Origin of the sequence: Enterococcus wangshanyuanii, from assembly GCF_002197645.1 — a bacterium.
In the GTDB taxonomy this organism is placed as follows: domain Bacteria; phylum Bacillota; class Bacilli; order Lactobacillales; family Enterococcaceae; genus Enterococcus_L; species Enterococcus_L wangshanyuanii.
The window spans coordinates 1379620-1392567 of the sequence record NZ_CP021874.1 but is presented as its reverse complement, the minus strand read 5'-3'; the positions used below and the strand labels follow the sequence as shown (position 1 = coordinate 1392567).

Genomic DNA, 12948 nt, shown 5'->3' with positions numbered 1-12948 from the left:
ATCAGAACTCTTGATAAGCTGTAAATGTTGATTTTCGACGTTTGCAGTTTTTTTTTTGCTTTTTAATGACTGAAAATTTTAGAAATTGGTAAGAAGAGGACCAGGTCGTAACTACTAGAGTTATGCCTGGTCCTCTTTAAAACGAATAAACGGTGGAAGCAGAAGTAACTCCTCCGCTTCGCTTCGATCACATCAGCTAACGCATAGAGTTTCACTATTGTTCAAAGAATAAAGTGAAGCTGAAATTTCTGTAAAACACAACGAGGAACGAGTTGATGCTTTCTCGTCAAAGACTCGTCGCAGATAAACAGTGTTGCACAATACCTACTGGGTTCTCGGAGTTGAACACTTCTGTTCCATCCTCTTTTTTTTTCGATGCTTTTTCCTTTTTCTGCGTATATTACTGTAAGGAGGGAAAAAATGGATATTAAAGAGTTTTCTCTAAAATTAATTAAATGGGGAGTATCAGAGCGTTTACAGGATATTTATATTTTACCAGTGGATCAGAAAATACATGTATTTGCAAGAAAAGGGTATAGAAAACTGGTGTTTCAGGAGCTTGATGAATATGAAGGAGGAAAATTGATTTTTCACTTTAAATTTATTGGAAGTATGGACGTTGGTGAGAAACGTAAAGCTCAAGTAGGAGCTGTTACATACAGAGTCACCGATGATGAAGTTGTGCGTTTGCGTTTATCAACTGTGGGGGATTTTCGACAAAGAGAAAGCTTGGTCATTCGCTTTTTGCATCAATTTGGTCACAGTCAAGAGAATTATTTTTTACCTAAACAATTAACGAATATTCGCAAACAGATTCATAGACGTGGACTGCATCTTTTTTGTGGACCAGTGGGCTCAGGTAAAACAACATTGATGTACAAATTGGCAAAAGAAACGGATCGTTTTCAGCAAGTCATCACAATCGAAGATCCAGTAGAACTTGAAGAGCAAACCTTTCTTCAATTGCAGACGAACGATAAGATCGATCTAACCTATGATGCGCTGATCAAAGCTTGTTTACGTCATCGGCCGGATATTTTGATCATTGGTGAAATCAGGGATAGCTCTACGGCACAAGCAGCGATCAGAGCTGCACTGACCGGACATACTGTTTTTGCGACAATCCATGCAAGAAGTACTACTGGCGTTTATGAACGATTGAAAGAGCTTGGGATAAAACCAAAAGAAGCACAAGAATGTATCACAGGGATTATCTATCAGCGCTTGTTGTGTGTTCAAGGGACGAAACGATCTGATATCAGTGGACTACTCATGGATTACGATTTCTCTAAAAAGAATGTTTCCAATTGGCAAAAAGAACTTAGAAAGGTTTGGGCGTATGGATTTATTGATGATCAAACATTTGAAGAAGAAAAGGAACAATAAGTTGTCAAAAAAACAGCAACATCTTTTTATTCAGCTTTTGGCAGATTTATTAAGAAATGGATTTACCATACAAGAAAGTTTACTTTTTATGAAGAAATCACGTTCCATTTCAGAGACAGCACTCAATTATTTAACTGATGCGATGGAACAAGGCGATCGATTTTATTCAGGTTTAGTGTATCTCGGATTCAAAACAACGGTCATAACTCAAATTGAATTTGCTCAAGCTCACGGAGATCTATCCGGAACACTAGATAAAATCAAAGATCATGCTCTTCTTACAGACAAACAACACCAACATTTGCTTAAGGTTTTGAGTTATCCTGCTTTGCTATTGGTTTTTCTTTTTATAGTTTTGATCAGTATCAGGCAAATTTTATTGCCGCAACTACTAGTTAATGGAACGGTTCAGGCTAATAATCCAGGTATCCACTTCATTCAGCAAAGCCCTTATTATTTCATCGGATCGCTGTTAAGTAGTTTTTTTGTTATAGGCACCTATTATATTCATTTTAGAAAGAAAACATTTTTGGAAAAGGCACTGTTTTTTTCAAGATTGCCTCTTATTGGAAGGATGTATAAACAATATTGTTCTGCTTTTTTTGCACTTGAATGGGGGAAATTATTCTCACAAGGATTAGAAATAAAGAATGTTATTCGCTTGATGAAAACGACAAATCAGCGATCATTGATGTATGAGATTGCTGAAGAAATCGAGACAAAGGCGTTGGCAGGCACTACTTTTTATGATCAATTAAAGACATTTCCATTTTTTTCATCTGAATTGGCCTTGATTATCCAGCAGGGAGAAGTGAAAGGAAATTTAGGCAAAGAATTGATCGTATACAGTGAGTTATGTTGGCAGCAATTTTTTAGACGAGTAGAAAAAATGATTCAATTGATTCAACCAGTGATTTTTTTAGTTGTCGCTTTGATGGTTGTCGGCATCTATGCCGCTATGCTATTACCTATTTACGGTGGAATGGAGGAATATTTATGATCAAAAAAAAGAAGCAGATTAATTATAGTGGTTTTACGTTGTTAGAGATGTTAGTTGTTCTGTTGATTATTTCTGTTTTGATTTTGCTATTTGTACCAAATCTTTCGAAACATAAAGCAGGTGTGGATAAAAAAGGCAACGAAGCAATCGTCAAAATCGTTGAAACTCAGATAGATCTCTATGTGATGGAAAAGAATCAGACGCCAACTGTCGAACAATTGTTAAAAGAGGAATACATCACTAAAGAACAGTATGAAAAATATCAAGCGAGCGAGAAATGAAGAGAAAAGTGTTAAATGGTTTTACGTTGATCGAATCACTTATAGTAGTATTTGTGTGTACATTTTTTATGCTGCTGCCAGTCCTTTCAATCGAACGCTGGCAGCGTATGATAGAGATTGAACAATTTCTATCGACGTTTGAAAAACAGTTGCTGTTTACTCAACAAATGGCAATTGTTAAGATGACTGACACGCAGATAGTCTTTGAAAAAGAAGAGCAACAGCTGTACTTTGTCGTTTCAGAACATGAACAGGCACGGTTATCTGTTCCAGAAGGTTTAAATGCTTCTGGTCCAAATAAAATTGTATTTAAAGCGCAGTCTGGAAACAATGGGAAATTGGCAAAATTCACTTATGATTGGTCAGAAAAACAGCAATCGTTCGAGTTTCAATTTCAATTAGGAAGTGGTCGTTATGTCAAAAAAATCAATCAGTTATAAAGGATACATCTTGTTGGAGGGGCTGATCTCGCTGGGGATCATCGGAATTATTGTCGGTATTTTTATGTCATCAAGTACCTTTTTGTTATCTAAGAAAGCAAAAGCGACCGATGAGTTAACATTACATCGGATACTTTATGAAGAAATGAAAGGGTATGAAACTTATGGCGGAGCTATGCAAAAAAAGATTGAGCACAATGGTAGGACATACTCATTTTACATACATAAAACGAAGGACAAAATAGATAAAGTGGTGATTACAGATGGTGAAGAACAGTTTTTCCTTGAACAAAAATAAAAATTACGCCGGATTTACCTTAATTGAATGTCTGCTAGCCTTGTTTTTATTGTCTATCATTTGTCTGCTTTTTTCTGCTGTGATAAAAAATGCGAAAGTTGTGTCCGAAGTTTTAAAAAGTGAGAAAGAAAAAGAGTGGCATATTTTTGTCATTCAGTTGGAAAATGAGCTAGCTGGTTGTCAGTTCAAAGAAATTCAAGGGAATAAGATGATTTATGAAAATCCCAAAAAAGAAAGAAATATTTTGATCGAATATAAATTAGGGAAAATCATCAAAGTAGATAATGGAGGATATCAGCCGTTGCTGATCGATGTTCGTGAGGTAGATTTCAAAAAGGAGGATGATTTTGTGGTTATTCGTGCAGTCTTTAAAAATGAGCAACAATATAGTGCAAGATGGTCAATTATCAAGGGAAATGAAGAAGAAGTATAGAGGAGGGGTCTTATTTACTGCATTACTTCTAGTTTACTTATCCAGTTTTTTGTTTTTGCTAGTACTAGAAGAGTTTAAATTAGCACAACAATTTTCGCAAAAAACAAAAGACTATTATATCTCTAAAACAATGGTCAGTATGTTTTTGAGTGAAGTCAAACAGAAAAACACTCCCCTCGAACCAAAAGGATCTCAGGAATTTTCAACAGGTCAATTAACTTACAGTTATGCTCGAAAAAAACTTACTATCATTGTTAAGATAAATCATACAACCTACACTTTTGATGAAGTTTATCAGCCTAAAGTGTCTAAAGATAAAAGTAGGCATCAATGAATGAATATTTTTTGTGAAATGTGTATCAAACTATTTATAAATCAACTAATACAGAAACGTTATTTAGCTTCAGTTTCAGAAAATTGATTAAGAGCAATAGAAAAAGAACAGTTATAAAACAAGCTTTTATAAATATTGTTGGGAAATTGATTGATTATTAGTTCTTTTTTCGTTAAAATAGAACAGGTATGAAAATTGTTATACTATAGATGGAAATAGAGGTGTTATTTTTGTTCTCTGAGAAAATAGAAAAGGCTTTCGAATTAATGGAACAATCGATTCAATTACTTCAACGCTCCTTAGACACTTCTTTTTTAGATGCGTATATTGAAAATGGTGAGAACATTATTGATGATTACCAGGTACGCATTCTTGATGGCGTACCGGATGAGCAGACAGCCCAACAACTAAAAACCATTTATCAACAATTAAAAGCGATCGTTTTAACCCCTGAAGAAATCAGACGATTATCGCAGTTGGTTTTACTGAAAGGGAGCAAAACAGAGTCCTTACAAGCAAATCATCAGTTGACGCCAGATGGTATTGGTTTTTTATTTGTCTACTTGATCGAACAATTGTACAATCAGGATCAACCATTAAAGGCGTTAGACATCGCTGCAGGCATGGGCAATCTCTTGTTGACAGTTGTCCTTAATTTGTCATTGGCTAAGTATGATGTCACTGGCTTTGGTGTAGATATCGATGATACATTGTTGGCAGTTTCTGCAACAAATAACGAGTGGACGCAAGCAGCGATTCAGTTATTTCATCAAGATGGCTTGCAGGATTTATTGATCGATCCGGTGGATGTCACGCTGAGTGATTTACCAATTGGGTTTTACCCAAATGATGAAAAAGCAGCAGGCTTTGATTCTGCAGCAGAAGAAGGTCACAGCTTTGCACATCATCTATTGATGGAACAAGCGATGAAATATGTCAAGCCGGATGGCTACGGATTATTTTTGATTCCTGCAAATATTTTGGAAACAGAGCAAAGTTCTTTCTTTAAGAATTGGCTCAAGAAAAATGTTTATCTACAAGGAATAATCCAATTACCGGATGAGTTATTTAAGTCTGTTCAATCTAGAAAAAGCATTTTGCTTGTTCAAAATAAAGGCGAGCACAGCAAACAGGCAAAAGAAGTTCTGGTCGCTAAATTAGGATCATTGAAAGATCCAGCGAAAATAACACAATTTTTTCAACAATTTGAGGCTTGGAAGTCTTCAAATTTAAAATAAAACAACCGATAAAAGAGGAGAGTATTATGTCTAAAACAATTGCAATCAATGCAGGAAGCTCAAGTTTAAAATGGCAATTATACCAAATGCCATCAGAAGAAGTCGTTGCAAAAGGAATCGTTGAACGTATTGGTTTAAATGATTCAATCTTTACAATCAAATATGGTAACGATGACAAATATGAAGAAATCGTTGATATCAGTGATCATGATGTTGCCGTAAAAATGCTATTGGACAAATTGATTGAATTAAAGATTTTAGCTGCTTACGATGAAATTACAGGTGTTGGACACCGTGTAGTTGCTGGTGGGGAAGACTTCAAGGATTCAGTTGTTATTGATGCTGATGTTTTAGCAAAAATCGAAAAATTAGCTGATCTTGCTCCTTTACACAATCCGGCAAATGCGATGGGAATCAAAGCGTTCAAAAAAATCTTACCTGAGATTATTAGCGTAGCGGTATTTGATACAGCATTCCATACAACAATGCCAAAACATAATTTCTTATACAGTATCCCAACTGAATATTATGAAAAATTCTCAGCACGTAAATATGGTGCTCATGGTACAAGCCACAAATATGTTGCGCATCGTGCTGCTGAAATGCTTGGCCGCCCGATCGAAGAATTAAAAATCATTACTTGTCACTTAGGGAATGGAGCATCGATCACAGCGGTTGATGGTGGTAAATCTGTTGATACATCAATGGGCTTCACACCACTTGCTGGTGTAACAATGGGCACACGTTCTGGTGATATCGATCCTTCATTATTAGCTTATTTGATGGAAAAATTAGAATTAACAGATATCAAAGACATGATCAACATTTTGAATAAAGAATCAGGATTATTAGGTTTGACTGGCATTTCTAGTGATATGCGTGATTTAGAAGCAAATATGGATAAAGAAGCAGTACAAGTTGCTTATGATATCTTTACTGATCGTATCCGTAAATACATCGGTAGCTATGTAACAGTTTTAAACGGTGTTGATGCAATTGTCTTCACAGCTGGTATTGGTGAAAATGATTCACATGTCCGCAGTGAAGTAATCAAAGGTATGACTTGGTTTGGTTGTGAATTGGATGCTGATAAGAACAATGTTCGTGGAAAAGAATCAGTGATTTCAACAGACGACTCTAAAGTAAAAGTATTATTGATTCCAACTGATGAGGAATTGATGATTGCTCGTGACGTTGAACGTCTAAGAAAATAAAATAAGTAAGAAGAGTCCAATACAAAACTGTTTTCTAGTTTTGTATTGGACTCTTTTCGTTATAAAAAGTTATTTGTCCTCTTGGTCGACAGGGACTTTATTTTCTAAATCAGTTCTTACGACTAATACATCACAAGCCGCATGGCGGATTACATATTCAGAGACAGAGCCTATAAACAGACGTTCAACAGCATTAAGACCTGTTGCTCCCAGCATGATCAAATCAACACCTTGATCTTCTGGAATTTGTTTTGCGATCCAAGGTTTTGGTGAGCCGTATTCGATAATGCTGGAGACTTTTTCACAACCATGTTCTTTGGCTTGTTTTTTATAGCCTTCAAGTGTTTGCTTGGCCATTTCAGTTGCTTGTTCGGCCAAAACACCATCAAACGATGAAACAGATTGAAAAGCACGAGTATCGATGACATGTGCAAGTAGTAATTCTGCATCGTTTCTCATTGCCACGTTCATCGCTTTTTGAAAGGCGAGCTCTGCTTCTGCTGATCCATCAACAGCGACCATGATTTTACGATAATTTTGTAACATTTTGACCACTCCTTTCGCTCCTGCACTTAATTGCTACAGATAAGCGGTGCTGCAAAAACAGCGAATATTTTTATGAGCAAGCAGTAGGTGAACTACTAAAATACTCATAGTAGACAGTAGTAGTTATATCGAAAAAATTTTTTATCATTCTCTCTACATTAATTGTAAAGGAAAATCCTTAAAAAGGAAAACAAAAAAAGAAGAATCATCAAAGAATCTTCTTGGCAAGCATCACGCTGAATACGGTTGAAATAACAAGTAAGCCGAATATGTAAAATAAAGAAAAAAATGTCAAATTGACGATTCCTACCAAAAGACCAATGGCAGCTAGTATCAAATAGAACACGCCGAATTGGTGTAGAAATTGTCTATTTTCGTCAGGATCATCATTTGGCATCAATGGCAAAAAGACAGAGGATTTCTTTAATAAGAAAACACTGATAATCACGAGTAAAACAACAGATGCAAAAATAAGTAGGCGAATCACTATATAACCTCCATCAAATAAAAAACAATTTGCATTACAGCAAATTGTTCAACTAGCTAATAAAAAAGGAAAATCCGTCGATGCCGTTATTCGTCCTATAGTATTGAACCCGCAAATAAAGCAGGTGGGTTCCACGACTGACAGCTTCGAACTACCAAATGATAAGGCATGTTACCAGCTTAGGTACCAGAAGGATCCCAAGATATCAATAAAATGTTCGGTCAACACACAAAAAAGACAACGCGCACATCACAGATTTACCATCTTTATAATAGCACAAGATTATTTAAACAGCAACGAGAGAGCTTGAAATTGAGATCGTTTTATTTCGATTTTTTCCCAGATTTTTTCCACTCTTGAATTCGCTGGTATTGCTGATGCAAGGCCTGTTCATACTTACCAGTATCGATGGGCTCATAATAATGTGCATTTTTTATTTTGTCTGGTAAATATTGTTGATCGACCCAAGCATTTTCAAAATTGTGAGGATATTGATAACCTAGTCCTCGATTTAATTCTTTTGCTCCAAAATAGTGGCTGTCACGTAGATGATCAGGGACATCTCCTGCTTTCCCTTCACGAATATCTGCCAAAGCAGCATCTATCGCGCTGATTCCTGAATTTGATTTTGGTGATAAGCAGAGATCGATGACAACACTTGCTAAAGGAATCCGTGCTTCTGGGAATCCTAATTTTTCTGCAGCTTGAACGGCAGTAACCGTACGTGCTGCTGCTGCTGGATTTCCTAGACCGATATCTTCATAGGCAATGACCATCAAACGCCTGCAGATAATTGGTAAATCTCCAGCTTCGACTAAACGGGCCAAGTAATGAAGAGCACCATCAACATCACTGCCGCGGATCGATTTTTGAAAAGCAGAGATAACATCATAGTGAGCATCGCCATCTTTGTCATGAGTCAAAGCTTTTCGCTGAACACATTCTTCAATGATCGAAAGAGTGATGTCGATTTTCTCGTCTGTTGATTTAGGTGTGGATTTTACCGCAAGCTCAAGACCATTCAACGCACTGCGCAAATCACCATTTGTTGCGCGGGATAAATGGTGAAGAGCTTTTTCTTCTAACACGACAGGATAGTCTCCTAGACCGCGTTCAGTATCAGATAAAGCATCGTTGATCGCCTTTTTTATATCTGTTTCATTCAAAGGTTTGACTTCAAAAATTTGTGTCCTGCTTCTGATCGCTGGATTGATCGTAATATAAGGATTTTCAGTTGTTGCACCGATCATGATGATTCGACCATTTTCCAAATGAGGCAGTAAGAAATCTTGTTTTGTTTTATCTAAGCGATGGACCTCATCTAAAAGTAAAATCACAGTGCCGCTCATTTTTGCTTCTTCTGCGACGATCTGCAAGTCTTTTTTTGTATCTGTTGCGGCATTCAACATGCGAAAGGCATAGTTTGTTGAGCCGGCGATGGCACTAGCAATACTTGTTTTTCCAGTTCCGGGAGGACCATACAAAATCATTGATGATAGCATTTTGGCTTCGACCATTCTGCGAATGATTTTTCCAGGACCGACAAGATGTTCTTGACCTACGACTTCATCTAAATTACGTGGGCGCATACGATAAGCTAAAGGCTGCTGCATCGTTGAACCTCCTTTTTCGTTCTATAATTATTTATTATACCACAAAGAACATATGTTTGTTATCGCTTGAGATTTTTATGTTTATAAAGAGAAAGTCTTGATTTATCACACGAAATGTTAGTGGTTCAATGGATAAAGGCAGTTATTTCGTGTATGATAGAAAGTGGTGAAAAATAATGAATGAAACGATCCATTTTTTTAATACAAAATCAACAGAAGAAATCGCTCAGTTTTTATTGGGCATGTATTTAGAGCATGAAACAGAAGAAGGCACACTAGCTGGGTATATTGTGGATACAGAAGCGTATTTGGGTCCTGATGACGAAGCAGCTCATAGCTTTGGTTTACGAAAAACACCTCGATTAAGAGCAATGTATGAAAAACCAGGAACAATCTATTTATATACGATGCATACCCATTTAATCTTGAATATGGTCACAAAAGATAAAGGCATACCGCAAGGAGTTATGATTCGGGCGATCCAACCTGTCGAAGGACTTGAACAAATGGAGGCGAATCGTAATGGTAGAAAAGGTGCGGAGCTATCAAATGGCCCTGGGAAATTAGTCAGTGCTTTAGGCATTACCAAAGAGTCATATGGACGATCGATCTTTGATAGTACACTTAGGATCGTTCCGGAAAAAAGAAAGCAGCCGCAAAAAATTATTGCGCTTCCCAGAATCGGCATTCCTAATAAAGGAATTTGGACAGAGTTACCTTTGAGATATGTGGTTTCCGGAAACCCTTATATCTCAAAACAAAAAAGAAGTGACATCGACCAAACAACGTTTGGCTGGAAGGAAGAAGTAGAATGAAAAAACCAACAATGTTAACTTATTTGGATGAACAACTGACGAAGAAAATAACAGAATACGATGTGGCTCTTGACTGGAATACTAAAAATCATTCGATTGAAGTCGTTTTTCGTTTATTTGCTGAAAATAGTGCACATGAACAAATCGATGATGCCGCAGGAACCTTGTCAGAAGAGGAAATCATTGAATTTGAAGATGGTATTTTATTATTTAATCCTGAAAAGACAATAGTAGATGAAGAAGACTATCTAGCTGTGATCCCCTATGAAGGAAAAAAAGGGATCAAGCAATCTATTTTAGATGGTCTGGTTGACTACTTAAATGAAGTTTTAACAGAAGGTCAAAGTGACTTACTGGACTTTTTAACAGATGAAGAGCAGGAAATTTTTGAACTGAAATGGTCTGATACAGCATTTAATGAAGCAGTACAAAACTATCAAAAAGCGGATGGCGACACATATATCGCCTATCCGAGCTATTAAAGAGGTGCGTTTATGAAATGGACAGAAGTAAAGGTAGAAACAGCTAGTGAAGCAGTTGAGGCAATCTCAAATATCATGATGGAAGCTGGAGCAAGCGGCGTAGCAATCGAAGATGCATTAGATGTGGAGAACTTTCAAAGTGATTTATATGGTGAGCTTTTAGATAAAGAACAATTCACCCATATCAAAGAGGGTGCTTTAGTAATGGCTTACTTTCCTGAAACAACTTTTTTACCAGAAATTTTGCCCTTTATCAAAGAAAGTATCGCACGCCTGCCGGAATTTGGTTTGAGTATTGGTAAAAATGACATGCAGATCAGTGAAGTAGCGGAAAGTGACTGGGCAACGGCTTGGAAAAAATATTATCATCCCGTACGTGTGACTCGTTTTCTAACGATCGTACCAAGTTGGGAAAAATATAAAACGGACGATACCGCAGAAAAAATCATCACGTTAGATCCCGGAATGGCTTTTGGAACAGGGACACATCCAACCACTCGTTTGACCTTGCAAGCATTGGAAACCGTTTTGCGTGGTGGAGAGACAGTGCTTGATGTAGGTACAGGCTCTGGAGTATTGAGCATTGCTAGTAAGTATTTAGGCGCAAAAGAAGTCCATGCATTTGACTTAGATGATGTTGCAGTGACTGCAGCTAAAGAAAATATGGCGCTTAATCCAGTTGCTGATGATGTTCACGTGTCAGCGAATGATTTGCTCAATGATGTAGCAATCGAAGCAGACGTGATCGTTGCGAACATTTTAGCTGATATTATCGTTTTGATGGTGGAAGATGCCTTTCGTTTGTTGAAAAATGAAGGAACATTGATTGTTTCCGGCATTATTCAGGATAAAAAAGCGATGGTGATCGAACGCATGACAGAGGTTGGTTTTCTTGTGGATCAGATTTTTCAACAGGGAGACTGGTATGCGATTATTTTAAAGAAAACCGAGGAAGAATAGCATGCAGCGTTATTTCATGACAGAGCCCTATGAAACAAGAGAACACTACGAAATCACAGGAGAAAATTATCATCATATGGTCCGTGTGATGCGGATGGAGCCAAAACAGCAAGTTTTTCTTGTGTTCAGTGATCGAATTGCGCTTATTGCAGAAATTACTGAGGTAACGGAAGAGGCTGTTCGCTTAAAAGAAATCAGCAAAGAACAGGGTGAAAAAGAATTACCGGTCAATGTGACGATTGCTTGTGGTTTTCCTAAAGGAGATAAATTAGATTTAGTAGTTCAAAAGACAACAGAGTTGGGTTGCCATAAATTTGTGGCTTTTCCTGCAAAAACATCCGTTGTTAAATGGGATCATAAAAAATTAGTCAAAAAAGCTGAACGATTTAAAAAAATCGCAACAGAAGCTGCCGAGCAATCTCATCGCCAGTTTGCGCCGGATATTGTATTATTAGACAATAAGCTGGAATTGATCGACTCTTTTTCTGCCTATGATAAAATCTTGATCGCCTATGAAGAATCCGCAAAAACAGGAGAAAAAAGCCGCTTTGCTCAAGCGTTGGCTGAAACAAAAATCGGAGATTCGATCTTGCTTGTTTTTGGACCGGAAGGCGGCTTTGCCCCGGAAGAAATCGAAGCGTTTGAAAAAAATGACGGAATCTTATGCGGATTGGGGCCGCGGATTTTACGTGCAGAAACAGCACCTTTATATGCTTTGAGTGCAATCAGTTATCAATTCGAATTAGTGTAAGGTTTGAGGGGGTATTTATGGAGTTAGAACTGGAAAAACTATCAATCATGTTGCTTGACCCTACACTTACGGATCAGCAACTAACAGATGAACTTCTTTTTCTAAAAGATTTTTCGATTCATTCGATATTTGTTTTGCCATGCAATGTTGCTCGCGCAAAGCAGTTATTGACAGAAACAAGGATTCGGATCGGAAGTTTTACTGATTTTCCTTTGGGTGGCGGAACATTAGCCAAGAAGGCCTTTGAAACTGGAAAACTTTATCGAGAAGGCGCATCCGAAGTTTTTGTGGCGATGACACCTGATCAACTGACTTTTGGCGGGCATCAAAGCTACCAAACATTGGCACCTTTAGCATTTGGACATGACGGCTTAGGCTTTTTTATCGATAGCAGTCAGCTGAATGAGTACCAGAAGCAACAATTGACAATAGATCTTGCTAAAATGGAAAATATAAAATTTATGTCAATAGGACTTGATTTATCTATGAAAGAGGCTTTGTATGATATGAGTATTTTCAGATCAGGGGCCAAAAATCAAAGAATGTTTCAAGTCAACGTAAAAGCACCAACATTGCTGGAGATGGAATTATTGTTTCAAGCAGGGGCTTCTCGAATTGGACTTAGTAATGGGCGAGAAATCTTACCGCTGATTTCTAAATGGGATTAGAA

16 protein-coding genes, 1 other RNA gene and 1 pseudogene are annotated in these 12948 nt (G+C 37.2%); 14 read left to right on the top strand and 4 right to left on the bottom strand.

What is annotated here, in order from left to right:
- Window positions 1–420 precede the first annotated feature (420 nt).
- The 9 genes from comGA (at window position 421) to CC204_RS06650 (ending at window position 6624) form a co-directional block, all read left to right on the top strand.
- Entirely contained in the window at window positions 421–1386 is a 966-nt protein-coding gene (gene comGA / locus CC204_RS06690; protein ID WP_088269466.1) for a competence type IV pilus ATPase ComGA, read from the top strand.
- Window position 1387: 1 nt separating this feature from the next.
- Window positions 1388–2386, top strand: coding sequence for a competence type IV pilus assembly protein ComGB (comGB, locus tag CC204_RS06685; RefSeq protein ID WP_227011239.1), 999 nt, complete (start codon window positions 1388–1390; stop codon window positions 2384–2386).
- On the top strand, window positions 2383–2667 hold the full coding sequence (gene comGC, locus CC204_RS06680) for a competence type IV pilus major pilin ComGC (RefSeq protein WP_088269464.1): 285 nt from the start codon (window positions 2383–2385) through the stop codon (window positions 2665–2667). The genes comGB and comGC overlap by 4 nt, the downstream gene beginning before the upstream one ends.
- Entirely contained in the window at window positions 2664–3107 is a 444-nt protein-coding gene (gene comGD, locus CC204_RS06675; protein ID WP_088269463.1) for a competence type IV pilus minor pilin ComGD, read from the top strand. The genes comGC and comGD overlap by 4 nt, the downstream gene beginning before the upstream one ends.
- Window positions 3082–3405: a competence type IV pilus minor pilin ComGE gene (comGE, locus tag CC204_RS06670; protein WP_088269462.1), complete on the top strand. Its 324-nt coding sequence runs from the start codon at window positions 3082–3084 to the stop codon at window positions 3403–3405. The genes comGD and comGE overlap by 26 nt, the downstream gene beginning before the upstream one ends.
- Window positions 3371–3838, top strand: coding sequence for a competence type IV pilus minor pilin ComGF (gene comGF / locus CC204_RS06665; protein ID WP_088269461.1), 468 nt, complete (start codon window positions 3371–3373; stop codon window positions 3836–3838). The genes comGE and comGF overlap by 35 nt, the downstream gene beginning before the upstream one ends.
- The gene (gene comGG / locus CC204_RS06660; RefSeq protein ID WP_227011238.1) at window positions 3795–4172 is read left to right on the top strand and encodes a competence type IV pilus minor pilin ComGG; all 378 of its coding nucleotides are present in this window, start codon (window positions 3795–3797) and stop codon (window positions 4170–4172) included. Before comGF ends, comGG begins: the two co-directional genes overlap by 44 nt.
- A 230-nt stretch (window positions 4173–4402) precedes the next feature.
- On the top strand, window positions 4403–5410 hold the full coding sequence (locus tag CC204_RS06655; RefSeq protein ID WP_088269460.1) for a class I SAM-dependent methyltransferase: 1008 nt from the start codon (window positions 4403–4405) through the stop codon (window positions 5408–5410).
- A gap of 26 nt (window positions 5411–5436) precedes the next feature.
- A complete protein-coding gene (locus CC204_RS06650; protein WP_088269459.1) occupies window positions 5437–6624 on the top strand; it encodes an acetate kinase in 1188 nt (395 codons plus the stop codon).
- A 69-nt stretch (window positions 6625–6693) separates the two neighbouring features.
- On the opposite strand, the gene CC204_RS06645 is transcribed toward CC204_RS06650, so the two are convergent.
- From CC204_RS06645 to CC204_RS06630, 4 genes are all read right to left on the bottom strand, one after another.
- Entirely contained in the window at window positions 6694–7170 is a 477-nt protein-coding gene (locus CC204_RS06645; protein WP_088269458.1) for a universal stress protein, read from the bottom strand.
- Window positions 7171–7378: 208 nt separating this feature from the next.
- Window positions 7379–7657 (bottom strand): hypothetical protein, encoded by a 279-nt coding sequence (locus CC204_RS06640; RefSeq protein WP_088269457.1) that lies wholly within the window; start codon window positions 7655–7657, stop codon window positions 7379–7381.
- A gap of 67 nt (window positions 7658–7724) precedes the next feature.
- Window positions 7725–7918: non-coding RNA, 6S RNA (ssrS, locus tag CC204_RS06635), on the bottom strand.
- 62 nt (window positions 7919–7980) lie between these two features.
- Window positions 7981–9270, bottom strand: coding sequence for a replication-associated recombination protein A (locus tag CC204_RS06630; RefSeq protein WP_088269456.1), 1290 nt, complete (start codon window positions 9268–9270; stop codon window positions 7981–7983).
- Between the two features lie 176 nt (window positions 9271–9446).
- Between CC204_RS06630 and CC204_RS06625 the strand changes: the two are divergent.
- The 5 genes and pseudogenes from CC204_RS06625 (at window position 9447) to CC204_RS06605 (ending at window position 12946) form a co-directional block, all read left to right on the top strand.
- Window positions 9447–10116, top strand: a pseudogene (locus tag CC204_RS06625) (DNA-3-methyladenine glycosylase).
- Window positions 10082–10567 carry a DUF3013 family protein gene (locus tag CC204_RS06620; protein WP_088269455.1) on the top strand — a complete coding sequence of 162 codons (486 nt, stop codon included), beginning with the start codon at window positions 10082–10084 and terminating at the stop codon, window positions 10565–10567. The pseudogene CC204_RS06625 and the gene CC204_RS06620 overlap by 35 nt, the downstream one beginning before the upstream one ends.
- A 12-nt stretch (window positions 10568–10579) precedes the next feature.
- Window positions 10580–11527, top strand: coding sequence for a 50S ribosomal protein L11 methyltransferase (gene prmA, locus CC204_RS06615; protein ID WP_088269454.1), 948 nt, complete (start codon window positions 10580–10582; stop codon window positions 11525–11527).
- Between the two features lies 1 nt (window position 11528).
- Window positions 11529–12278, top strand: coding sequence for a 16S rRNA (uracil(1498)-N(3))-methyltransferase (locus tag CC204_RS06610; RefSeq protein ID WP_088269453.1), 750 nt, complete (start codon window positions 11529–11531; stop codon window positions 12276–12278).
- Window positions 12279–12295: 17 nt separating this feature from the next.
- Complete coding sequence (locus tag CC204_RS06605; protein ID WP_088269452.1) at window positions 12296–12946, top strand: deoxyribose-phosphate aldolase; 651 nt, start codon at window positions 12296–12298, stop codon at window positions 12944–12946.
- Window positions 12947–12948 lie beyond the last annotated feature (2 nt).